This is a genomic window from Comamonas sediminis (assembly GCF_041107495.1).
Classification (GTDB): domain Bacteria; phylum Pseudomonadota; class Gammaproteobacteria; order Burkholderiales; family Burkholderiaceae_C; genus Comamonas; species Comamonas sediminis.
This window is the reverse complement of record NZ_JBGBDC010000004.1, coordinates 23987-47916: the sequence shown is the minus strand read 5'-3', so window position 1 is coordinate 47916 and position 23930 is coordinate 23987. Positions and strand designations below refer to the sequence as shown.

Below are 23930 nucleotides of genomic sequence, written 5' to 3'. Positions count from 1 at the left end.
CGGCCCCTATGTCCCTCCTGCCCCACCAGCTCGAACTGCTCTCCCCGGCCCGTGATGCCGATATCGGTATGGAAGCCATCAACCATGGCGCCGATGCCGTCTATATCGGAGGTCCGGCTTTTGGCGCACGCGCCACGGCGGGCAATGACATCCGCGACCTGGAGCGCCTGATCAACCACGCGCACCGCTTTGGCAGCCGCATCTTCATCACGCTCAACACCATCCTGCGCGATGATGAGCTCGAAGGCGCGCGCCAGATGGCCTGGCAGGTATATGAGGCCGGCGCCGATGCGCTGATCATCCAGGACATGGGCCTGCTGGAGCTGGACCTGCCCCCCATCCAGCTGCATGCCTCCACCCAGAGCGATATCCGCACGCCCGAGAAAGCCCGCTTTCTGCAGGATGCCGGCCTGTCGCAGATCGTGGTGGCGCGTGAGCTGGATCTGAAACAGATTGCCGCCGTGCGTGCCGCGACCGACCCGGCGCGCACGACGATTGAATTCTTTGTCCATGGCGCCTTGTGCGTGGCCTATTCGGGCCAGTGCTATATCACCCACGCCCACACGGGCCGCAGCGCCAACCGGGGCGATTGCAACCAGGCCTGCCGCCTGCCCTATGAGGTGCTGGACGCCCAGGGCCGCATCATTGCGCATGAAAAGCATGTGCTGTCGATGAAGGACAACAACCAGAGCGACAACCTGCGCGCGCTGATCGATGCCGGTGTGCGCAGCTTCAAGATCGAGGGGCGCTACAAGGACATGGGCTATGTGAAGAACATCACCGCCCACTACCGCAAGCTGCTCGACGAGATCATCGAAGAGCGCGAATTCTCGGATGCGCCACTGGCGCGCTCGTCGTCTGGGCGCACCAGCTTCAGCTTCACGCCCGACCCGGACCAGAACTTCAACCGCGAGTTCACCGACTACTTCGTCAATGGCCGCAAGGACGATATCGGCGCCTTTGACACCCCCAAGACGCCGGGCCGTGCGATCGGCTGGGTCACCAAGGTGGGCGAGAACTTTGTTGAGCTCGAAGCCTCCAGCCGCGACACCGTGCTGCACAACGGCGATGGCCTGTGCTACTACGACCTGCAAAAAGAGCTGGTCGGCATGCAGATCAACCGCGCCGAATCGGTGGATGCGAAGAAATCGCTGTGGCGTGTATTCCCCAAGGACCCGATCGCCGGCTTCAAGGACCTGCGCAAGGGCCTGGAAGTGAACCGCAACCGCGACATGGCCTGGGTGCGCACGCTGGACAAGAAATCCAGCGAGCGCCGCATTGGCCTGTGGGCCCAGCTCAGCCAGACCCCGGACGGCTTTGCACTGACCCTGACCGACGAGGACGGCTTTGTCGGCAGCGCCAGCCTGGTGCAGCCGCACCAGCCCGCCACCGACAGCGAACGGGCCGAGGCGACCTTGCGCGACCAGCTCGGCCGTTTTGGCGCAACGATCTTCTCGGTGCATGACATCAGCCTGCAGCTGGACCAGCCCTGGTTCATTCCGGCTTCGGCGCTGAACCAGCTGCGCCGCGATGCGGTGGCCGCGCTGGAAGCGGCCCGCGAGGCCGGCTTTGTGCGCCTGCCGCGCGCGCTGCCGGTGGAGCCACCGGTACCCTTCCCGGAAGACACCTTGACCTACCTGTCCAACGTGTTCAACCAGAAGGCGCATGACTTCTATGTGAAGCATGGCGTCAAGGTGATCGACGCGGCCTACGAGAGCAAGGAAGAGGAAGGCGAAGTCTCGCTGATGATCACCAAGCACTGCGTGCGCTTCTCAATGAGCCTCTGCCCCAAGCAGGCCAAGGGTGTCATCGGCGTTAAGGGCACCATCAAGGCCGAGCCGCTGCAGCTGATCAATGGCAAGGAAAAGCTGACCCTGCGCTTTGACTGCAAGCCCTGCGAGATGCATGTGGTGGGCAAGATGAAGCGCTCGGTGATCAACCAGCATGCCAAGGAGATGCAGGAGTTCCCGATGCAGTTCTACCGCACCCGGCCTGCGGTGGTGCGCAGCTGATCGCCGCTGCTGGCCTGCGCCCATAAAAAAAGCTGCAAGAGCTTCGCTCTGCAGCTTTATTTTCACCAAGGTCCAGGCACCGAGGTCAATCCTTGGCCTGGCTGCCCGCAATGGGCAGTCCCTTGATAAAACCGGTCACGCGCCGGACTCGGCGCTCTCGCGCGACTCCAGCGCGCGATTGATCCCTAGCGCAGCCAACGTACAGATGGCACCCGACAGCAGGTACAGGCAGACGGCGATCAGGCCGAACTTGGCCGACAGCCCCAGAGCCACCAGCGGTGCAAACGCCGCACCCACCAGCCAGGCCATGTCGGTGGACAGCGCGGCGCCGGTGTAGCGGTAACGGGCGGAGAAGTTGGCAGTGACCGTGCCCGAGGACTGGCCGTAGGACAGGCCCAGCAGCACAAAGCCGACAATGATGAAGATGTTGTTACCAGTGACGCCGCTGGACAGCAGCTTCGGTGTGGCCAGGCTGAACAGTGCAATCAACACGGCCATCGCACCCAAGGTATTGCGCCGGCCAAAGCGGTCTGCCAGCGTGCCCGAGGCCACAATGGCCAGCGCCGCACAGAAGGCGCCCAGTATCTGCACGCCCAGCACATGCGTGATGGGCTGCTGGGAGTACAGCGAAATCCAGGACAGCGGAAACACCGTGACCAGATGGAACAGCGCAAAGCTGGCCAGCGCGGCAAACGCACCGATGGCCACGTGGCTGCCTTCCTCATCGATCAGGCGGGTGACGCTGACAGGCTCCAGCTCCCGCTCCTGCATGGCCTGGGTGTAGGTCTGGCCCAGCACCAGCTGCAGCCGCGCAAACAAGGCCACCACGTTCACCGCAAAGGCGACATAGAACGGATAGCGCCAGCCGAAGCTGAGAAACTCGGCCTTCGACAGCGCGCTGTACAGGTAGGCAAACAGACCGGCCGCCAGCACAAAGCCCAGCGGCGCACCCAGCTGCCCAATCATCGCGTACCAGCCTCGGCGGTTGCTGGGGGCATTCATCGCCAGCAGCGATGGCAGCCCGTCCCAGGAGCCGCCCAGCGCCAGGCCCTGGGCAAAGCGGAACAGTGCCAGCAGCCAGATGGCCGTACGGCCCAGCACGTCATACCCGGGTAAAAAGGCGATGCCGACCGTGGAGACACCGAGCAGAAACAAAGCCACGGTCATTTTGGCGGCCCGGCCCCAGCGGCGCTGGATGGCCATCGAAATCGCAGTGCCCACCGGTCGGGCAATGAAGGCGATTGCAAAGACCGCAAACGACAGCAAAGTGCCGTTCAGCTGAGAGAAATTGGGGAAGAAAACGCTTGGAAAGACCAAGACGGCCGCTATACCAAATACGAAAAAGTCAAAGTACTCTGACGAACGGCCGATAATAACGCCGACCGCGATCTCGCCAGGTGTTACATCTTCGTCAGAATGGGCACGGGAATGGGGATCAGCACCGGGGGTGCCGCCGACAGGAGATGCTGTGTAACCGAGACTACTCATACAAAAGCTCCTTCCTCAAGCTGTTACCGGCCTGCTGAGACCGTACCTTCACCAGGAGCCTAGCTGGGTACTTTCTGAGAGGGCGTAGGACAAAATGTCCAATCGACAGGCCTGCCTCTAGCATTTACATTTGGGGGGATTTTGCAATCCATGTTTATACCTAAGCGCGCTTGCCGTGCCCTTTCGCATGCCTGATCTCAAAAAACTTCGCGGGCCTTCACGGCTCGTTGCGGCGTTACTGGTTGCCGCCAGCCTTGCAGGCTGTAATACCGTTGTCCTCAACCCTGCGGGAGACGTGGCGGCGCAGTCCGGCAATCTGGTGATCATCGCCACGTTGCTGATGCTGATCATCATCGTTCCGGTGATCGTGCTGATCCTGCTCTTCGCGTTCAAGTACCGCGAAAGCAATGAGCCTGCGGACTACGATCCCGAATGGCACCACTCCACGGTGCTGGAGCTGGTGATCTGGTCCGTACCGCTGTTGATCATCATCGCGCTGGGCGCGCTGACCTGGATCTACACCCACAAGCTCGACCCCTACCGCCCCCTGGACCGCATTGACGCCAACCGCCCTCTGGCCGCCGACGTCAAGCCGCTCGAAGTGGAAGTGGTGGCGATGGACTGGAAGTGGCTCTTCATCTACCCTGAGCAAGGCATTGCGACCATCAACGAGCTGGCTGCACCTGTCGACCGCCCGATCCGCTTCAAGCTGACGGCGACCACGACGATGAATGCTTTCTACGTCCCTGACCTGGCAGGCATGATTTATGCCATGCCTTCAATGCAGACGCAGCTGAACGCCGTGATCAACAAGCCCGGTGTGTACAAGGGCATGAGCTCGCACTACAGCGGCTCGGGTTTTGCCGGTATGACCTTCAAGTTCCATGGCCTGAGCAATGGCGATTTCGACGCCTGGGTGCAAAAGGCCAAGACCGAAGGCGCTACCTTGGACCGCGCCGAATACGTGAAGCTGGAAAAGCCCAGCGAGCGCGATCCGGTCCGCCTGTTCGGCACCGTTGACAACACCCTGTACCACGCCGTGCTCAACCGCTGCGTTGAAGCCGGCAAGATGTGCATGGACGAGATCATGGCCAAGGATGCCATGGCCAACATCAAGGCCCGTGCAGCTGCAGGCAAGAGTGTTTCGCTGATCCCTGAAGACGACGTGTGCACGGTGGCCAACGCCCCTGCGGTGGTCGCCTCCCTGGGCGAGCAGGCGCCTGGCACCCCCGTGGCGCAGTAACCCCATCGAGAATTTTCAAAGAGACTCAATATGTCCGTAGCTACAAACGTAAGCCATGACCCGCTCCTCGGGCGGCTGACATGGAATGACATACCGATGGTGCATGAGCCCATCGTGTTGTGGACCTTCATTGCCGTGGTCCTGGGCGGCCTCGTCGTCTTCGCCGGTATCACCAAGTTCAAGCTTTGGGGTCCGCTGTGGAAGAACTGGATCTGCTCCATCGACCACAAGAACATCGGGATCATGTACATGATCCTCGGCCTGGTCATGTTCCTGCGCGGCTTTGCCGATGCGATCATGATGCGTGGCCAGCAGGCGCTGGCTGCCGGTGAATCGATGGGCTACCTGCCTCCGCACCACTACGACCAGATCTTCACCGCCCACGGCGTGATCATGATCTTCTTCGTGGCCATGCCTTTTGTGACCGGCCTGATGAACTATCTGGTGCCGCTGCAAATCGGTGCGCGTGACGTGGCCTTCCCGTTCCTGAACAACTTCAGCTTCTGGATGACCACCTCCGGTGCCGTGCTGGTGATGGCCTCGCTGTTCGTCGGTGAGTTCTCCACCCTGGGCTGGCTGGCACTGTCGGGTCTGGGCGAGTACCACCCGGGCGTCGGTCTGGATTACTACATCTGGGCGCTGCAGATTGCCGGTGTCGGGACGACCTTGTCCGGTATCAACCTGATCGTGACCATCATCAAGATGCGCGCACCTGGCATGAACCTGATGAAGATGCCTATCTTCACCTGGACCTCGCTGTGCACCAACGCGCTGATCGTGGCCTCGTTCCCGATCCTGACCGCCGTGCTGGTGCTGATGACCCTGGACCGCTACGTCGGCACCAACTTCTTCACCAACGAGCTGGGCGGCAACCCCATGCTGTACGTGAACCTGATCTGGATCTGGGGCCACCCTGAGGTCTACATCCTGATCCTGCCTGCGTTCGGCGTGTTCTCCGAAATCGTCGCCACCTTCTCCCGCAAGCGCCTGTTCGGCTACACCTCGATGGTGTATGCGACCGTGTGTATCACCATCCTGTCCTGGCTGGTGTGGCTGCACCACTTCTTCACGATGGGGTCCGGTGCCAGCGTGAACTCGTTCTTCGGCATCACGACGATGATCATCTCGATCCCGACCGGCGCCAAGATCTTCAACTGGCTGTTCACGATGTACCGTGGCCGCATCAAGTTCACCGTGCCCATGCTGTGGACCGTGGGCTTCATGCTGACCTTCACCATCGGTGGTATGACCGGTGTGCTGCTGGCCGTGCCGCCTGCTGACTTCGTGCTGCACAACTCGCTGTTCCTGATCGCCCACTTCCACAACGTGATCATTGGTGGCGTGGTGTTTGCCGTGTTTGCCGGTATCAACTACTGGTACCCCAAGGCCTTCGGCTACCGCCTCGACGAGTTCTGGGGCAAGGCGTCGTTCTGGTTCTGGTTCATCGGTTTCTGGGTGGCCTTCACCCCGCTGTACGTGCTGGGCCTGATGGGTGTGACCCGCCGCGTCAACCACTACGAAGACACCTCGCTGCAGATCTGGTTCATCATCGCTGCGTTCGGCGCCGTGCTGATCGCTCTGGGTATCGCCTGCTTCTTCATCCAGTTGTTCGTCAGCTACCTCAAGCGCGACCAGCTGCGTGACGTGACCGGTGACTGCTGGAACGGCCGTACGCTGGAATGGGCGACCTCTTCGCCTCCTCCTCAGTACAACTTCGCCTTCACGCCAGCGGTGCATGACAGCGACGCCTGGTGGGACATGAAGAAGCACGGCTTCAAGCGCAAGCTCGACGGTTTCGTGGAAATCCACATGCCCAAGAACACCGGCGCCGGCTTCGTGATCTCGATGATCGCCCTGGTCTTCGGCTTTGCCATGATCTGGCACATGTGGTGGCTGGCGGGTCTGAGCTTTGCCGGCATCGTGTTGGCCTCGATCATCCACACCTTCAACTACAAGCGTGACTACTACATCCCTGCAACGCAGGTAGCAGCCACCGAAGAAGAACGTACCCAACTGTTGGCCCGCCATGTCTAATCACAACACACTCGCCGGGGCGCCCGGCGCCCTGAACCGCGACTACTTCCTCAAGGAAGAGCCGCATGTTGAAAATGGCACCGCTCTGGGCTTCTGGCTCTACCTGATGAGCGACTGCCTGATCTTTGCAGCCCTCTTCGCCACCTACGGCGCGCTGGGCCGCAACTATGCCGGCGGCGCCGGTGGTGCCGAGCTGTTCGACCTGAGCCTGGTGGCCATCAACACGGCATTGCTGCTGTTCTCGTCCATCACCTTCGGCTTTGCGATGCTGGCCAAGCAAAAGGGCTCGGTCAAGGGCACCGTCGTCTGGCTGATCATCACCGGCCTGTTCGGTGCGGGCTTCCTGGGCGTGGAACTGTATGAGTTCCACCACCTGATCCATGTGGGCGCCGGCCCGCAAAGCAGCGCTGCGATGTCGGCCTTCTTTGCACTGGTGGGCACCCACGGTCTGCACGTGACCTTCGGTCTGGTGTGGCTGGTGGTGCTGCTGCTGCAAATCGGCAAGCACGGCCTGACCCGTGAGAACAACCGCCGCCTGATGTGCCTGTCGATGTTCTGGCACTTCTTGGACGTGGTCTGGATCGGCGTCTTCTCCTTCGTTTATCTGATCGGAGTGCTGTAAATGAGCGCACAACACCACCACGCTGCACACGGCCATGACGACCACCACGGTCATGAAGATGGCCCGCACAGCACCTTCTCGGGCTACATGATCGGCTTTTTCCTGTCGATCATCCTGACGGCCATCCCCTTTGCCGTGGTCATGGGCGATGTGTTTGAGAACCGCACCACCACCGTTGTCGTGATCGCCTTCTTCGCCGTCGTGCAGATCATCGTGCACATGATCTATTTCCTGCACATGAACGGCAAGGTCGAAGGCGGCTGGACCCTGATGTCCACGATCTTCACCATCGTGTTCGTGGCCGTGACCCTGGCTGGTACCTTGTGGGTCATGTACCACATGAACACCAACATGATGCCGGGCCACAACCACAGCCCCACGGTCGTGAACCCGCAGCAACCTGCCGGCGAAGGCCACACCAACCACTAAGCTGTTTTGACCAACGAAACGCAACGGAATGCCCCGGGTCTGCCCCGGCATTCCGCACTTTTTCAGGCGATGCTCGCGACCGTGGGCATCGCCTTGTTCTTGGGCTTTATCGCCTTGGGCACCTGGCAGGTCTACCGCCTGCAGTGGAAGCTGGACCTGATCGAACGGGTCGAGCGCCGGGTGCACAGCGCGCCCCAAGCGCTGCCCGCCCCGGCCAGCTGGAACCAGCTCGATGCCAAGGCGGTGGAATACCAGCCCAGCAGCCTGCAAGGCCAGTGGCTGACCGACAAGACCGTGCTGACCCAGGCCACTACCGCGCTGGGCTCGGGCTTTTGGGTGCTGACTCCTTTGCAGCAGGCCGATGGCAGCCAGGTGCTGGTCAACCGGGGCTTTGTGCCTGATGCCTTGCGCCGTGACTGGGCAGGCGGCCCGCAGCTGGCAGCTGCTACGCCAACGGGCGAGGTCCGCGTGACGGGCCTGCTGCGCGCCACCGAGCCCAAGGGCGGCTTTCTGCGCGACAACGACCCGCAATCCCAGCGCTGGTTCTCCCGCGATGTGCAGGCCATCGCACAGGCCCAGGGCCTGACGCAGGTGGCCCCCTTCTTCATCGATGAAGGCCTGCCCGATGGCAGCGCCGAGCTGGTGGGCGAGCAAAAGCGCAGCAGCGCCAGCGACCTGCAAAGCCAGCAATGGCCACGCGCCGGTCTCACGCAGGTGCGCTTTGTCAACAACCACCTGGTCTATGCGCTGACCTGGTACGGCCTGGCGCTGATGGTGGCAGGCGCGACCTGGCTGGTGCTGCGCAAACGCAAGCGCGTGCGTTAATCACCCTCAGACTTACCGGCGCCTGGCGGCGCTGGTAACACTGGCAGGCGCAAGGCCTGCCGACTGCGGCACAATCGCACGGTGCCACTGTCCATCCCCTCCCCTTTTCAGGTCACCCACACCACCGACCGCCAGAACATGCAGCTGCTGATCCAGCTGCGCTGGCTGGCCGTGGTGGGGCAGGTGGTCACCATTTCGCTGGTCCGCTGGGGCTTTGACATCTACCTGCCGCTGTACGAGATGCTGGCCGTGCTGGCCGGACTGGTCATCACCAACCTGATCTGCATCTGGTGGCTGCGCTGGCGCCAGCACGATATCTCGTCGAGCGATCTGTTCGTGGCACTGCTCGCCGATGTCGCTGCGCTGAGCCTGCAGCTCTACCTCAGCGGCGGCGCCAACAACCCCTTCATCACGTTGTTCCTGCTGCAGGTCACGTTGGGGGCGGTACTGCTCAAGCCCTTCTATGCCTGGGGCATTGTGGTGGTCACCGGCTGCTGCGCGGTGGCGCTGGCCTTTTTCTACCAGCCGCTGCAGATCATGAGCCACCGCAGCGGCGCGATGCATTCGCTGTACCTGCTGGGGCTGCTGATCAGCTTCGGGCTCAATGCGATCTTGCTGGTCTCGTTCATCAACCGCATCATGTCCAATCTGCAGCTGCGCGATACGCGCCTGGCCGACCTGCGCCAGCGCGCCGCCGAGGAAGAGCACATCGTGCGCATGGGCCTGCTGGCCAGCGGCGCAGCCCATGAGCTGGGCACGCCGCTGTCGACCCTGGCGGTGATTCTGGGCGACTGGCAGCGCATGCCCTCGATCGCGCAAGACGGCGAGCTGATGGAGGACCTGCACGAGATGGAGCACCAGGTGCAGCGCTGCAAATCCATCGTCACCGGCGTGCTGCTGTCGGCCGGTGAGACGCGCGGCGATGCGCCCGAGACCACCACCCTGGTCACCTTCATGGACCGCGTGGTGGCGCAGTGGCAAAGCCACCGCCAGCCCGGCAATTTTGTCTACCGCAAGCAGGTGGCACGCGACGTTCCCATCATCTCGGATACCTCGTTGCAACAGATGATTTTCAATGTGCTGGACAATGCACTGGAGGCCTCGCCCGATTTTGTCCAGCTGGTGGTGGAATGCCCCGCGCAGGACGACGCCCAGCTGGTGCTGCAGGTGACCGACAGCGGCCCGGGGTTCAAGAGCGAGATCCTGGCCCATCTGGGCAAGCCCTACCAGTCGACCAAACAACGCCCTGGCGGTGGCCTGGGCCTCTTTCTGGTGATGAATGTGGCCCGCTCGCTGGGCGGCCATGTCGAGGCCCGCAACCGCGAGCAGCACCTGGGCGGCGGTGCAGCTGTACGCATCAGCCTGCCGCTGGCCTCCATTGCTCTGGATGATGAACCACACCATGACCTCCACCCAAGAACGCCTGCTACTCCTGGTTGAAGACGATGCCGCTTTTGCCCGCACGCTGCGCCGCTCCTTTGAGCGCCGTGGCTACCGCGTGCTGCATGCCAGCAGCGCTGACGAGGTGGCCCAACTGCTGCAGACCGAGCGCCCGCAGTACGCGGTGATGGACCTGAAGCTGGCCGGCCATGCCTCGGGCCTGTCCTGCGTGCAGCTGCTGCATGCGCAAAACCCCGATGCGCTGATCGTCGTGCTCACCGGCTACGCCAGCATTGCCACCGCGGTCGAAGCCATCAAGCTCGGCGCCTGCCACTACCTGGCCAAACCGTCCAACACCGATGACATCGAAGCGGCCTTCAGCCGGGTCGAAGGCAGCACCGAGGTCGACCTGACTGCCGCCACGACCTCGATCAAGACACTGGAGTGGGAGAAGATCCACGAGACCCTGGCCGAGACCGGCTTCAACATCTCCGAAACCGCACGCCGCCTGGGCATGCACCGCCGCACCCTGGCCCGCAAGCTGGAAAAGCACCATGTCCGTTGAACAGCGCTCAGGCAGCGTCCTCACAGGCCTGCACCAGCGCCTGCAACACCGGTGAGCGCTGCTTGCCCTGGCGCTGCAACAACGAGAACTGCCGCCGCATCGGCGGCAACAGGCTGTGCAACACGGCCAGCTCGCCCCGGTCGATCCAGGGCTGGGCAATCACCCGCGACAGGCAACTGATGCCCGCCCCCCGCGCAACGGCGGTGCAGATCGCCTCCGAGCTGCCCAGCACCGCCGCAATCGGCCATTCCCGCAACTGGGAGAGCACGCTGAACTCCACGGCCTCGCGCGTGCCCGACCCCTCCTCACGCAACAGCCAGCGGCAGGCGCCCAGCTGCTGCGCGCTGACAGGGCCGTGGCCTGCTGCCGCCACCAGCGCATGGCCAGGCGCGGCAATCAGCACCAGCTCATCCTCGCGCCAGGGCTGGACCTCCAGTGCCGGCCAGTGGCTCACCCCTTCGATAAAGCCCAGGTCCACACTGGCCTCGCTGACCGCATCGGCCACCTCGCGGGTATTGCCGATCACCACCTCAAACTGCACCTGGGCATAGCGCTGCATGAAGTCCGCCAGGATGGCCGGCAGCACATGGTTGGCAATGGTGGTGCTGGCCGCCAGCCGCAGCACCACGGGCGCCATGGGCTCGCTGTGCTGGGTGGCCTGCTCCAGCTGCAAGGCCAGCTCCAGCAAGGCCTGTGCTTGCGGCCACAGGCTGCGGCCCAGGTCGTTGAGCACCAGGCGCTTGCCGCTGCGCGCAAACAGCTGCGCGCCCAGGCCTGCCTCCAGCTGCTGCAGGGCGGCGCTGACCGCCGACTGCGACAGGCCAATAGTCTGCGCCGCAGCGACGGTACTGCCGCTATGGGCAATGGCGCAGAAAACCTCCCACTGGCGCAGGCTGAGATGGAGCATGGTGAACAGAAACTCGGTCGGTTGATGGGCCTATATCTACCTATTTTATCGATAGAACTTAATCAAACAATCCGTTATACAGATATAAGAATAATTTCTATAGTGACCTCATACCGCCCAGCAGCCTGCCGCTTCCGGCCCTGCCAGGGCCTCTGGAACCGCCCATGTCACTCGCAAACCTCCCCCTCCCCCGGCTGCGCCACGGCCACTGGCTCGATACCGCCAGACGCCTGGCGCCCGGCCTGCTGCTGTGCGCGGCCATTGCCTGGCTGGCCAGCGGGCTGGCGGCACTGCCCTGGTTCGGCAGCCATGGGCTGAGCGCGCTTACGGTGGCCATCGTCATCGGCATGCTGGTGGGCAATACCGTCTATGGCGCGGTACAGGCGCCGGCGGCAGCGGGGGTCGGGCTGTCCAAGCAGCAGCTGCTGCGCCTGGGCATCATCCTCTATGGCCTGCGCCTGACCTTCCAGGAGATCGCCGCCGTGGGCCTGGCCGGAGTGCTGACCGATGCGCTGATGCTCATCAGCACCTTTGTGCTGGCGCAATGGCTGGGCCGGCGCTGGCTGGGGCTGGATGCACGCACCAGCATGCTGGTGGGCGCAGGCAGCGCCATCTGCGGCGCAGCGGCCGTGCTGGCCACGGCTCCGGTGGCCAAGGCGCGTGCCGATGATGTGGCGGTCGCGATTGCCACCGTGGTGGTCTTTGGCACGGTGGGCACCTTTCTCTACCCCGTGCTCTACCAATGGCTCGCACCCAGTCTGCAGATGACCGAGGCCGGCTATGGCCTCTGGGTCGGCTCGACCGTGCACGAGGTCGCCCAGGTCGTGGCGGCTGGCGGCGCCGTCAGCAGCAGCGCGGCCGATACTGCCGTGGTCGCCAAGATGGTGCGGGTGATGATGCTGGCCCCGTTTCTGATCGCGCTGTCGCTGTGGCTGGCCAGGCGCCCTGGCAGCGCTGCAGCGGTCCGGCAGCCGGCAGCCGGTGGCGCCGTGCAGGCCCGCCAGATCACCATTCCCTGGTTTGCGTTGGGCTTTGTCGCAGTCGCGGGCATCCATTCGCTGGGCATCATCCCTGCGCAGGCGCTCGCCATCGGTGTGCAGTGGGACAACGCCTTGCTGACGATGGCGATGGCCGGCCTGGGGCTCACCACCCATGTGCGCGCCGTGCGGGCTGCGGGCATCAAGCCCTTGCTGCTGGGGCTGGTGCTGTTTGTCTGGCTGGTGCTGGGCGGGCTGGCGGTCAATACCTGGCTCTGAGCGTGTTGATGGCGCTGAGCGCTCATAAGCTCATACCCAAAAAATCGTTGGTCTGCCGCACAAAACTGCTACAACCGGGAGGCATATTTCTGCCCACAAAAAGGATTCCAACACCATGCGCATCGAGACATTGGCCGTTCACGCAGGCTATTCGCCCGACCCGACCACCAAGGCTGCGGCCGTGCCCATCTACCAAACGGTGGCCTACGCCTTTGACAGCGCGCAGCATGGCGCCGACCTGTTTGACCTGAAGGTGCCGGGCAATATCTACACCCGCATCATGAACCCGACCACCGATGTGCTGGAAAAGCGCGTGGCCGCGCTGGAAGGCGGCATTGCCGCGCTGGCACTGGCCTCGGGCATGGCAGCGATCACCGCAGCCATCCAGACCTTGGCCGAAGCGGGCGACAACATCGTCTCGGCCAGCACCTTGTATGGCGGCACCTACAACCTGTTTGCCCACACCTTTCCGCAGCAAGGCATCGAGGTGCGCTTTGCCGATCCGCGTGACCCGGCCAGCTTTGGCGCACTGATCGACGACAAGACCAAGGCCGTGTTCATCGAGTCCATCGGCAACCCGCTGGGCAATGTCACCGACATCCGCGCGCTGGCCGATGTGGCCCACCGCCATGGCGTGCCGCTGATCGTCGACAACACCGTGCCATCGCCCTATCTGCTGCGCCCCATCGAGCATGGCGCTGACATCGTCGTGCACTCGCTCACCAAATACCTCGGCGGCCATGGCACCAGCGTCGGCGGCGCCATCGTCGACAGCGGCACCTTCCCCTGGGCGGAGCACAAGGCGCGCTTCAAGCGCCTCAACGAACCCGATGTGAGCTACCACGGCGTGATCTATACCGAAGCGCTGGGCCCTGCGGCCTACATCGGCCGCGCGCGCGTGGTGCCGCTGCGCAATATGGGCGCGGCCATCTCGCCGCAGAACGCGTTCCAGATCCTGCAAGGCATCGAAACCTTGGCGCTGCGCATGGACCGCATTTGCCAGAACACCCAGAAGATTGCCGAGACCCTGCAAAAGCACCCCAAGGTCGCCTGGGTGCGCTATGCGGGCCTGCCAGACCACCCGGACCATGCCATTCTGCAAAAGCAGTCGGGCGGCCGCGCCTCGGGTATTTTGTCGTTCAGCCTCCAGGCCGCCGATGGCGAAGGCCGTGCCGCAGGCGCCCGCTTTCTGGATGCTTTGCAGCTGTTCACGCGCCTGGTCAATATTGGCGATGCCAAATCACTGGCCACGCACCCGGCCTCGACCACCCACCGCCAGCTCGACAGTGGCGAGCTGGAGAAGGCCGGCGTCAGCGAAGGCATGGTGCGTCTGTCCGTCGGCATCGAGCATGTCGATGACCTGCTGGCCGATCTGGATCAGGCGCTGGCCAAGGTCTGAGGGGCCGTCGCACGCAAAAAAAGAGCCGCTTGCAACAAGCGGCTCAATCACAGTGCTCTTTGATCCGTGGACGGCTTCAGACCCCGTTTAGAAGCGGTAGCCCACACCGACACCCAGCAGCCAAGGATCGACCTTGAAGGTTCCCACCTTGGTGCCCGCCGAGCGCACATCGGTCTTGATGTAGACCTTCTTCACATCCACGTTGATCGACCAGTTCTTGTCGAGCATGTAGTCAAAGCCGATCTGCAGTGCGGCGCCAAAGCTGTTCTTCTTGATCGATGGATCGAGCGCGGCCTCAACCGCCGGTGCGAAGTTCACGTTCGAGAAGCGCGTGTAGTTCACACCAGCGCCCAGATAGGGCTTGAACGCGCCCATGTTGGTGAAGTGGTACTGCGCCAGCAGGCTGGGCGGCAGGTGCTTGAGCGTACCGATCTTGGCGCCGTCAGAGCGCAGGTCGTGCTTTTGCGGGTAGGTCAGCACCAGCTCGGCCGCGATATTGGGCGTGAAGAAGTAGGTCACATCCACTTCGGGAATGGTCTTGTCATTGATCGACAGACCCAGGCCGGTGGAGTCCTTGTTGGCGCTGTCCAGGTGCACCGCACGCAAACGCACTTGCCAGGGGCTTTGCGCCTCCTGCGCCATCGCGGCGCCCGACGCCATTGCACATACAGCCGCCGCTGCCAACATCATTTTTTTCATCATCATTGCCCTCGCTGCGATCTTGCTCGCATGGATTGAAAAGTAGCTGAAACGAGCCAGCATCTGCATGCCCGGCCAGCGCCAAGCGCCGGATAGGTGGGTGGCAGATCTGCCTGCTGTCCATGCCCTGCATCTTCTTCCTCTGCGCGCCAGGCGGCCCTGACCCAGATCAACGAGACAAAACAAGCCATGAAAAAAGGCGGCCCGCTGTTGCGATGCCGCCTTGAGGTCTTTACTGCAGCCGCATCCCAACGATGTGGCGCTGCTGCTGATCAGTGCCTGCGCAACTTGTGCCAGGCCTCCACCGCCAGCACCACCAGGCCACCAATGGCCGCGCCGACGGCCACGTGCACCAGCGTCGGTGCCAGCAGGGCCACCACACCGCCCATCGGGGTCACGGTGCTCTGCAGCCAGTGCTCGATCGGGCCGATGCCATGCACCAGCAAGCTGCCGCCCACCATGAACATCGCAGCCGTACCCACAATCGACAAGCCGCGCATCAGCCAGGGCGTAAAAGCGATCAGGCCCCGGCCAAACGCCTTTGCGGCGGCACTGGTCTTGCGCATCAGCCACATGCCCACATCGTCCATGCGCACAATGCCGGCCACTAGGCCGTATACAAACACGGTGATCGCCAGCGCCACAGCGACCAACACCACCAACTGCTCGGCAATCGGCTTGCTGGCGACGGTGCCCAGCGCAATCGCCATGATCTCGGCCGACAGAATGAAATCGGTACGCACGGCACCCGCCACCTTGGCCTTTTCATAGGCCACCGGGTCCATGTTCTTCTCGTTGGCGGCTTTGACCGACGAAGGGGCTACACCCATTTGTGCAGCCTGCTCTGACTCCTTGACGGCGTCATGGGTGTGCTTGGGCTTGTGGAACAGGCTGAGCACCTTCTCCACCCCCTCAAAACACAGGAAAGCGCCGCCAATCATCAACAGCGGCGTGATCAGCCAGGGCGCAAAAGCACTGATCAGCAACGCTGCCGGCACCAAAATGGCCTTGTTCTTCAGTGAGCCCTTGGCCACCGCCCAGACCACCGGCAACTCCCGGTTGGCCTTGACGCCGGTCACCTGCTCGGCATTCAGCGCCAGGTCATCGCCCAGCACCCCCGCCGTCTTTTGCACCGCCACCTTGGTCTGCGTGGCCACATCGTCCAGGATGGCCGTGCTCTTGCCCGCAGCCGTCTTGGTCATCAGCGCCACATCGTCAAGCAAGGTCGCAATATCATCGAGCAACATCAATAAACCAGCACCAGCCATTACGCACTCCCTATCCAAATTCGGTGGCAAATCATAGCGATTTCACAATGCAATGCCGTCTCAAGCCCCGTAAAACGGTGATTTCTACGTTTTGTTGGAGGTTGTTCACAAAACTTTATGCAGGCCTTGTCAACCACTTCAGCGCGCGGCCCGTTGTACACCCATCTACACCAGAAAGGTGAAAGGACTGAAATGACTGAAGTGTTTGCTATTTGGCCTGAAGACGAACGTGACCGTAAGCGTGCTCCTGCCCGCTTCTGATACCAGCGAAGCTTGCCAGCGGTTGAGCCAGAACTGAAAACCCGGCACCCGCAGCGATTGCAGGCTCACTGATCTCTCTCACTTTAGCCCCGCTCTGCGGGGCTTTGTTTTGTCTGGCGCCGTCCTCCTACAGGGCCGCACACCAAAGCTCTCTGCCGTGGCAACCGCAGAGGGCCTGCTTTTATACCGCCACCAGGTGCTCGTACAGAATCAGCGAGCCAATCGCGATCAGCACCACGCCACCCACCGCCTCTGCCCAGCGGCCGGTGATATGGCCCAGCACACGGCCCACCATCACCCCCAAGGTCACCATCGCAAAGGTCGCAAAGCCGATGCTCAGCGCGACCACGGTGATGTTCACATCCAGGAAAGCCAGGCCCACGCCTACCGCCATCGCATCAATGCTGGTGGCAAAGCCGGTGGCGACCAGCAGCCAGAAGCCATGGCGCGCCGGGCGGCCCATCTCGGGTTCATCGGCACTTTTGAAAGCGCCCAGCACCATGCGGCCACCCAGCACCAGCAGCATCACAAAGGCAATCCAGTGGTCCCAGGCCTTCACATAATCGGCAGCGGCGTAGCCCAGCGCCCAGCCCACCAGCGGGGTGATGGCCTCAATGACACCAAAGATCAGGCCGGTGCGCAGTGCCTCGGACCAACGGGGCTTGACAAGGGCAGAGCCTTTGCCAATTGCGGCGGCAAAGGCATCGGTAGACATGGCAAGCGCCAACAGGGAAATGGAAGCAGCGTTCATCGGAGGTTCTTCTGGGACAGTCGGGCATGAGCACAACGGCATGCCACCACTGCCCGACCGAGGTCGTGCTGGCATGCCGATGGTCTCGCCAACCGAAGAACGGATGTCTGCGCCACAGCATGTGAAATGCCGAGTATGTTGACGCAGACGCTTCCAGCGCGGAAGCAGGCTACTCCCCAAGGGAGACCGCAGTCTAAACCTTGCGCAGCGCGTTGCGGCGCATGGCCCCAGAGGCGCCAGGCTCTTTAGAAATGGATCGCATTTCTGCCTGATGCCCAAGCGTTGGTGCAGCGAAACGGCCGATAGCTACAGGCCGAAACAAGAGCAACCTCATGTACTCGCATGCGCCGATGCGCCCTCTGGCAGCGCCGGTAAACGCGTCTCCCAGGCAACAGCAACGGCGCCCTTTCAGGGTTGGCCCTAGTTCATTTTTGAACGCTTTGTATACACTTAATGTATGCATATGTGCACACAAAGCATAGCCATTGAGGCCCCGCTTCTCTGCTGCACATGCCATGCATGGACCCGCGCACATGACGAGACAAATCAGGCCGCCAGGCCGTTACTAAGGCGCACCTGGATGCGCCCGATCCAAGGATGTCAATGACCGATCTTGCAGCAGACCAGAACGCAGGCTTTGCCTTCAACCCCGCCCAGCAGCGGCCCGCAGCCACCACCGATTTGCCCGCCGGTGTATGCCCCTCGCTCTACAACAAGGACCTGGCACCCACCCGGAAAGACAGCCGATCCTGGGGCGCTTACAGCCTGTTCACGCTGTGGGCCAATGATGTGCACAGCCTGGGCAACTATGCCTTTGCCATCGGCCTGTTTGCGCTGGGCCTGGGCGGCTGGCAGATTCTGACGGCGCTGATGATGGGCGCCGCACTGCTGTTTGTGCTGCTGACCTTGTCGGGCTTCATGGGCCCCAAGACGGGCGTGCCCTTTCCAGTGATGAGCCGCATCAGCTTTGGCACCCGGGGGGCGCAGATCCCGGCGCTGATCCGGGGCGGCGTCGCGATTGCCTGGTTCGGCATCCAGACCTACCTGGCCTCCAAGGTGCTCGATGTGCTGCTGATCACCCTCTTCCCCAGCCTGCAGGCGCTGCTGGCACACCAGGTGCTGGGCCTGCCGGTGCTGGGCTGGATCAGCTTCAGCCTGCTGTGGGTGGTGCAGACGATGATTGCCTGCTGGGGCATGGAGAGCATCCGCAAGTACGAGGCCTTTGCCGGCCCGGTGATTCTGGTGACCTTCATCGCGCTGGCCGGCTGGGTGCTGTACAGCTCGGGCGGCAAGATCCAGTGGACGGCGCCCCAGCCCAGCACCGGTGGGGCAATGTGGGTGCAGATCATGGGTGCGGCCTCGCTGTGGGTCGCCATCTACGGCACCTTTGTGCTCAATTTCTGTGACTTCACCCGGGGCGCCACCTCGCGCAGCGCCGTGGTCAAGGGCAACTTCTGGGGCATCCCCATCAACATGCTGATCTTCGGCCTGATCGTCGTCGTGCTGACCGGCGGCCAACTGGCCATCGACGGCACCCTGATCCTCAGCCCCACCGACATCGTCGAGAAGATCCCCAACAAGCCGCTGCTGATCCTGGCCAGCCTGTCGCTGCTGATCCTGACCATCGCCGTGAACCTGATGGCCAACTTTGTCGCCCCTGCGCTGGCCCTGGCCAACCTGCTGCCGCGCCAGCTCAACTTCCGCCGCGCGGCGCTGGTCAGCGCCATCCTGGGCTTTGTGATCCTGCCGTGGAACCTCTACGATTCGCCGCTGGTGATTCTGTATTTCCTCGGTGGTCTGGGCTCCTTCCTGGGCCCGCTGTTCGGCATCGTGATGGCAGACTACTGGCTGATCCGCAAGGAGCGCGTGCATGTGCCTGCACTGTACAGCGATGACCACTGTGGCCCTTACCATTACCACAACGGCGTCAACCGCCGCGCCATCCAGGCCCTGGTGCCCTCGGCGCTGATTGCGCTGCTGTTCGCCTTTCTGCCGGCGCTGGAGTCGGTGTCCCATTTCTCCTGGTTCATTGCGGCCGGGCTCGGCGGCCTGTTCTACTGGCTGCTGACCCCCAAGGGCCAGCACTACGAAGACCAGGACGGCGAGGCTATTGCCGTGAACCATGCCCAACATTGAGACGGAGTTTTTTGCATGCGCATTCTGATCGTGAACGTCAACACCACCAAGAGCATGACCGAGGCCATTGGCGCCCAGGCGCGCCGGGCAGCGGCACCGGGCACCGAGATCGTCGCCCTCACCCCGCGTTTTGGCGCCGAGTCGGTGGAGGGCAATTTTGAGAGCTACCTCTGCGCTGTCGGTGTGATGGATGCGGTCATGCGCTATGACCAGCCCTTTGATGCCGTCATCCAGGCCGGCTATGGCGAGCATGGCCGCGAAGGCCTGCAAGAGCTGCTGGAAGTGCCGGTGGTGGACATCACCGAGGCAGCGGCATCGACGGCCATGTTCCTGGGCCACAAATACGCCGTGGTCACCACCCTGGACCGGGCCGTGCCACTGATCGAAGACCGGCTCAAGCTGGCCGGTCTGGATGCGCGCTGCGCCTCGGTGCGCGCCAGCGGCATGGCCGTGCTGGAGCTGGAGAGCCAGCCCGAGCGCGCGGTCGATGCCATCGTGCAGCAGGCGGCCAAGGCTGTTGAAGAAGACCATGCCGAGGTGATCTGCCTGGGCTGCGGCGGCATGGCCGAGCTCGAAGACAAGGTGCGCAGCCGCACCGGCGTGCCGGTGGTCGATGGCGTGGCTGCAGCGGTGACGATTGCCGAATCGCTGGTGCGCCTGGGCCTCAAGACCTCCAAGGTGCGCACCTATGCACCGCCGCGCGCCAAGCGGATTACCGGCTTTCCGCTGCCCGATTCGCTGGGCCGCTGAACGTCTTCAACCACCCCTCCCTGTTTACTCCAACCGCCCTGCTCCGCAGGGCTTTTTTCTGGCCGCTGTTGGCCGCTGCTGTCCTTTATTGGCTGGTCTTGAAGCCCTGGGTCGCCGCCCAGGCGGCCACATCATCGCGGCGGATCGCAGCGGCCATCAGCTGCGGGAAGGCGTCCGGCGTGCAAGCAAAGGAAGGCACGCCCAAGGCCGCCAGCTTGGCCGCCAGCGCGGCATCGTAAGCGGGGGCACCTTCGTCGCTCAGCGCCAGCAAGGTGATGAACTGCACGCCCGACTCCACCAGCTCATGGGCGCGGCGCAGCAGGCCTGACTCCACGCCCCCCTCGTACAGGTCCGAGATCAGCACCAGGATGGTGTTGCGCGGCTCGCTGATCAGGCTCTGGCAATAACCCACGGCGCCATTGATGTCGGTGCCGCCGCCCAGCTGCACGCCAAACAGCACATCGACCGGGTCGTCGAGCTTCTCGGTCAGGTCCACGACGGCCGTGTCAAACACCACCAGCTTGGTGGCGACCGCAGGCAGGCTGGCCATCACCGCACCAAAGATGCTGGAATAGACCACCGAGTTGGCCATGGAGCCGCTTTGGTCGATGCACAGAATCACCTCGCGCTGCGGGCGGCGCGCCTTGCGGCCATAGCCGATCAAGGTCTCGGGAACGATGGTCTTGTACTCGGGCTGCCAATGGCACAGGTTGGCGCGTATCGTGCGGTTCCAGTCGATCTCGGCATGGCGCGGGCGGCGGTTGCGCTGGCTGCGGTCCAGCGCGCCGGCCACGGCACTGCGCATCGGCTCTTCGAGCTTTTTCATCAGCTCGTCCACGACCTTGCGCACCACCAGGCGCGCGGTGGCCTTGGTGTTTTGCGGGATGACCGAGCCTAGCGACATCAGGTTGGCGACCAGGTGCACATCGGGTTGCACGTTCTCCAGCATCTCGGGTTGCAGCAGCAACTCGCGCAGCTGCAGGCGCTCCATCGCGTCGCGCTGCATCACCTGCACCACCTGGCTGGGGAAGTACTTGCGGATATCGCCCAGCCAGCGCGACACCGACGGCGAAGAATTGCCCCGGCCACCCTTGCGTGAGCCCAGCTGGCTGTCGCCCTCGTAGAGCGCGGCCAGCGCCTGGTCCATCTCCTGCAGGCGCCCGCCCACGGTCCCGCAGCTGGCATCGGCCGGGCTGCCCAGCACCATACGCCAGCGTTGCAAGCGGGTGGTTGGCTGCAGCGCCTCTGCCGCGTCGGCGGCCAGGGTTTGGCTATCGTTTTGCGCCGGGCCTGGCGCGGAATGGGTGGCATTCGTCATCGTCATCACTCCAGCGCTGGGGCGTCGTTGCGGGGGGCCGAGGCAGCGGCGATCTGCGCCAGCAACTCGGGCGGCAGCTCCAGCCCCAGCAAGGTGTTGAGCAGTGGCAAGGCCAGCACGGCGCGCGCCTCGTCCCAGGGCGAATCGTCATCTCCCGCAGCCAACGCAGCTGGCGCGGCAGCACCGGCCACCGGCGCGCGCCGGGCCTTGTCGCCCAAGCTCTGGCGCTCATGCTTGCTGAAGTGGGCAAAACTGCGCCGCACCAGCGGCAAGATCTGTGCAAACTGCACTTCGCCCAGCCCGGCCAGCCAGGCATCGACGGCGCCCCAGATCGCCTCGTCATGCAGCAGCACCAGCGCCTGCTGGTTCAAAAAGCCGTCCAGCCAGGCGGCCACATCCAGCGGCGCCGCGCCCAGCGACAGGTTGCGGTTGAACTGCAGCACCACCTCGGCGCTGTCCAGCAGATGCTCGTCCAGCAGCAGCCGGCAGGCCATGCCGCGCAGCAAGGCCGCAGCGGCATCGCCCATCGCCAGGCTGCGCAGCGCAGCGCGCCAGGCGTCCACGGCGGCCTGGGCATCGTTGCCGCGCAGGCGCAGTGCCTCGTGCGCGGCCAGCACGTTGCCCTTCATCGCCGCAGCGGCCTCTTCGTCCATCGCCATGCAGGCCACTGGCAAGCCAATGGCTGCGCGCAGCACCAGCGAATCGATGACCGTGGCCAGCAGGGCGGTATCGGTCTGGCGCACGCTGCCGTAGCGGTACACATTGGCCAGTGGCGGCAGCGCCTGCAGCAGCTGGGCCACATCACCGGTGGTGGCCGCGCGATCAGCCAACGTGGCAATCAGCGACTCGACCAGCTGCGGCAGGTTCGCCAGCAGCGCGTCGTCAATCGCCTGTGCAATCTCGGGCAAGGGGGTATCGGGCGAGAGGCTGGCGCGCAGGCGCGCGGTGGCGGCCTGCGCCACGGTGGCGCCATGCACGCTGGCCTCGATGATGCGCACGGCCAGCTCCGGCTCCCACTGCATCTGCCAGCTCTCGCGGAAGGTGCCGCGGTTGCGCTGCGCATCGGCGGCGCGGGTGCCCCAGCCAATGCCCAACAAACGCAGGCGGTGCAGAAAATGGCTGCGCGCCAGGTCGGTCTCCTTGCGCAGATCCAAGGCCAGCAGCTTGCTGGCTGCCTCGGGCTTCATGCGCAGCGATTTCTGCTGCTGCTCGATATCGCGCTGCAACGGCACCTGCGGCACATCGGCGGGCACCGTGCCCAGCACATGGCCGACGGTGAGCTCGTCGTCGATCAGGTTCAGCGGCGCGGTCTCGCCCATGCAGACCACCGTGACGATGGCCTCGTTGATCTCCTGCAATCCCGGTATCGGCTGGCCGCGCATGGCAGCCAGGCCTTCGGCCAAGCGGGTGGCCTCGATGATGTGGGCGCTGGAGCAGTCCAGGTCCTTGTCGCGCAGCAGCCGTGCCACGCGGGTCAGCCAGCCTGCGGTGCGCAATGTGGCGGCATCGCGGGCGCTGCGTGCAGGCACGGGCAGACCTTCTGCCACTTGCTGCGCCAAGGCCGCATCGGCCCGGTAGCACTGCCACAGGTGCTCGTACCAGCCTGGCGAGGTGACGCCTGCGCCATAGCCGCTGCGGCTGGCCAGGTTGCGGTAGGTCCAGGGCGCCCAGGTCGCCAGCACCTTGGCCTTGGGCAGGCCCTTGAGCACGGCGCTGTCGGCCTTGGCAGTGGTGCTTTGCTGCAGCGCCGGCACATGCCAGGCGCCGCAGACCACCGCAATGCGCTGGTAGCCGGCCTTGACCGCCTCACGGATGCACTGGCGCATATGCGCCTCCCGCTGGGCCTCGCGCAGCACATGGTGGGGGCCGCGCCAGGCCTCGCCCTCCTCGCCCAGTTCGTTGCGCACCGCCGTCATGGCCTCGTTGATGCTGGTAAACAGCGCTTCGCTGTTGCCGCGCTCTTCCACCAGGCGGTTCCACCAGCTCTCGCCATCCTCAAAGCCGGCCGCATGGGCCAGCCAGTCGAGCGGGTCGCGCATCGGTGCCTGCGGGGGCGCAGTGGTATCCGCTGCATCGCTGTCCACATCCGCGGCGGGGGCCGTGTCGGCGCTGGCCTCGGCGGCATCACCTGGCGCCTCGTCCGCTGCCTCCACCGCATCGTCCTCGCCGCCCTCTTCGCCCTCCACGTCTTGCGCAGGCTCCGGCTTTTTCAGCGCCTGGCGCCGTGCCCAGTCCTGGGCCATCGCATGGGTCTGGGGCAGGTCGATAAAGCGCGTGGCCACCCCCTGCGCGCTCGCCCACTGCAGCGCCTGCCACTCGGGCGAAAACTCGGCAAAGGGGTAGAACGCCGCCTGGCTGGGCTCGTCCTGCATGTACACCAGCATGGCCACCGGCGGCCGCAGCTCGGCACTGCGCAGCATCGGCAGCAGGGCCTCGCCCTCGGGCGGGCCTTCCACCAGCAGGCAGTCGGGCTGCAGTTGCGCCAGCGCTTGCACCAGGCTGCGCGCACAGCCCGGCCCGTGGTGGCGAATGCCAAAGAAATGGACGTTGTCAGCAGAAGTGGCCATGGGCTCGGTCAGCGTTGTCG

At 63.8% G+C, this 23930-nt stretch carries 19 protein-coding genes and 1 riboswitch; of the genes, 12 read left to right on the top strand and 7 right to left on the bottom strand.

Going from position 1 to position 23930, the window contains the following annotated elements; all coding sequences use genetic code 11:
* The first annotated feature begins 8 nt into the window (after nt 1–8).
* Nucleotides 9–2012 (top strand): peptidase U32 family protein, encoded by a 2004-nt coding sequence (locus AB7A72_RS10310; protein WP_369459855.1) that lies wholly within the window; start codon nt 9–11, stop codon nt 2010–2012.
* Between the two features lie 135 nt (nt 2013–2147).
* Here AB7A72_RS10310 and AB7A72_RS10305 read toward each other — a convergent pair whose 3' ends face one another.
* On the bottom strand, nt 2148–3500 hold the full coding sequence (locus tag AB7A72_RS10305; protein WP_239808721.1) for an MFS transporter: 1353 nt from the start codon (nt 3498–3500) through the stop codon (nt 2148–2150).
* A gap of 187 nt (nt 3501–3687) precedes the next feature.
* On the opposite strand from AB7A72_RS10305, the gene cyoA reads away from it, so the two are divergent.
* The 7 genes from cyoA to AB7A72_RS10270 all read left to right on the top strand — a co-directional run bounded on the left by cyoA (nt 3688) and on the right by AB7A72_RS10270 (nt 10598).
* Nucleotides 3688–4743, top strand: a complete 1056-nt coding sequence (cyoA, locus tag AB7A72_RS10300) for a ubiquinol oxidase subunit II (RefSeq protein ID WP_369459854.1) — start codon at nt 3688–3690, stop codon at nt 4741–4743.
* A gap of 30 nt (nt 4744–4773) precedes the next feature.
* Complete coding sequence (gene cyoB / locus AB7A72_RS10295) at nt 4774–6777, top strand: cytochrome o ubiquinol oxidase subunit I (RefSeq protein WP_312460241.1); 2004 nt, start codon at nt 4774–4776, stop codon at nt 6775–6777.
* Entirely contained in the window at nt 6770–7399 is a 630-nt protein-coding gene (cyoC, locus tag AB7A72_RS10290) for a cytochrome o ubiquinol oxidase subunit III (protein ID WP_312527084.1), read from the top strand. Before cyoB ends, cyoC begins: the two co-directional genes overlap by 8 nt.
* Complete coding sequence (gene cyoD / locus AB7A72_RS10285) at nt 7400–7828, top strand: cytochrome o ubiquinol oxidase subunit IV (RefSeq protein WP_369459853.1); 429 nt, start codon at nt 7400–7402, stop codon at nt 7826–7828.
* 69 nt (nt 7829–7897) lie between these two features.
* Nucleotides 7898–8653: an SURF1 family protein gene (locus tag AB7A72_RS10280; protein WP_369460127.1), complete on the top strand. Its 756-nt coding sequence runs from the start codon at nt 7898–7900 to the stop codon at nt 8651–8653.
* A 138-nt stretch (nt 8654–8791) separates the two neighbouring features.
* A complete protein-coding gene (locus tag AB7A72_RS10275) occupies nt 8792–10093 on the top strand; it encodes an ATP-binding protein (protein WP_407064977.1) in 1302 nt (433 codons plus the stop codon).
* Nucleotides 10056–10598, top strand: a complete 543-nt coding sequence (locus AB7A72_RS10270; RefSeq protein WP_239808726.1) for a response regulator transcription factor — start codon at nt 10056–10058, stop codon at nt 10596–10598. Before AB7A72_RS10275 ends, AB7A72_RS10270 begins: the two co-directional genes overlap by 38 nt.
* Nucleotides 10599–10605: 7 nt before the next feature.
* Here the strand turns inward: AB7A72_RS10270 and AB7A72_RS10265 are convergent, their stop codons facing one another.
* Nucleotides 10606–11505 carry a LysR family transcriptional regulator gene (locus AB7A72_RS10265; RefSeq protein ID WP_369459851.1) on the bottom strand — a complete coding sequence of 300 codons (900 nt, stop codon included), beginning with the start codon at nt 11503–11505 and terminating at the stop codon, nt 10606–10608.
* A gap of 164 nt (nt 11506–11669) precedes the next feature.
* Here AB7A72_RS10265 and AB7A72_RS10260 point away from each other — a divergent pair, with 164 nt between their 5' ends.
* Together AB7A72_RS10260 and AB7A72_RS10255 are read left to right on the top strand one after the other, a co-directional pair.
* Nucleotides 11670–12761: a YeiH family protein gene (locus AB7A72_RS10260; protein ID WP_369459850.1), complete on the top strand. Its 1092-nt coding sequence runs from the start codon at nt 11670–11672 to the stop codon at nt 12759–12761.
* A gap of 115 nt (nt 12762–12876) precedes the next feature.
* Nucleotides 12877–14160 (top strand): O-acetylhomoserine aminocarboxypropyltransferase/cysteine synthase family protein, encoded by a 1284-nt coding sequence (locus tag AB7A72_RS10255; RefSeq protein WP_369459849.1) that lies wholly within the window; start codon nt 12877–12879, stop codon nt 14158–14160.
* A gap of 87 nt (nt 14161–14247) precedes the next feature.
* On the opposite strand, the gene AB7A72_RS10250 is transcribed toward AB7A72_RS10255, so the two are convergent.
* The 3 genes from AB7A72_RS10250 to mntP form a co-directional block, all read right to left on the bottom strand.
* Nucleotides 14248–14859, bottom strand: coding sequence for an OmpW/AlkL family protein (locus tag AB7A72_RS10250; RefSeq protein ID WP_230773008.1), 612 nt, complete (start codon nt 14857–14859; stop codon nt 14248–14250).
* A gap of 272 nt (nt 14860–15131) precedes the next feature.
* Nucleotides 15132–16127 (bottom strand): DUF808 domain-containing protein, encoded by a 996-nt coding sequence (locus AB7A72_RS10245; protein ID WP_369459848.1) that lies wholly within the window; start codon nt 16125–16127, stop codon nt 15132–15134.
* A gap of 442 nt (nt 16128–16569) precedes the next feature.
* On the bottom strand, nt 16570–17139 hold the full coding sequence (gene mntP / locus AB7A72_RS10240) for a manganese efflux pump MntP (protein WP_369459847.1): 570 nt from the start codon (nt 17137–17139) through the stop codon (nt 16570–16572).
* Between the two features lie 19 nt (nt 17140–17158).
* Nucleotides 17159–17324: riboswitch (yybP-ykoY riboswitch) on the bottom strand.
* A 418-nt stretch (nt 17325–17742) separates the two neighbouring features.
* Between mntP and AB7A72_RS10235 the strand changes: the two genes are divergently transcribed.
* Both AB7A72_RS10235 and AB7A72_RS10230 read left to right on the top strand, forming a co-directional pair.
* Nucleotides 17743–19275, top strand: a complete 1533-nt coding sequence (locus AB7A72_RS10235) for an NCS1 family nucleobase:cation symporter-1 (protein ID WP_369459846.1) — start codon at nt 17743–17745, stop codon at nt 19273–19275.
* Nucleotides 19276–19290: 15 nt separating this feature from the next.
* Nucleotides 19291–20025 carry an aspartate/glutamate racemase family protein gene (locus tag AB7A72_RS10230; RefSeq protein WP_369459845.1) on the top strand — a complete coding sequence of 245 codons (735 nt, stop codon included), beginning with the start codon at nt 19291–19293 and terminating at the stop codon, nt 20023–20025.
* An 85-nt stretch (nt 20026–20110) separates the two neighbouring features.
* On the opposite strand, the gene AB7A72_RS10225 is transcribed toward AB7A72_RS10230, so the two are convergent.
* On the bottom strand, nt 20111–21232 hold the full coding sequence (locus AB7A72_RS10225; RefSeq protein WP_369460126.1) for a VWA domain-containing protein: 1122 nt from the start codon (nt 21230–21232) through the stop codon (nt 20111–20113).
* A 116-nt stretch (nt 21233–21348) separates the two neighbouring features.
* Nucleotides 21349–23910 (bottom strand): DUF5682 family protein, encoded by a 2562-nt coding sequence (locus tag AB7A72_RS10220; RefSeq protein WP_369459844.1) that lies wholly within the window; start codon nt 23908–23910, stop codon nt 21349–21351.
* Nucleotides 23911–23930 lie beyond the last annotated feature (20 nt).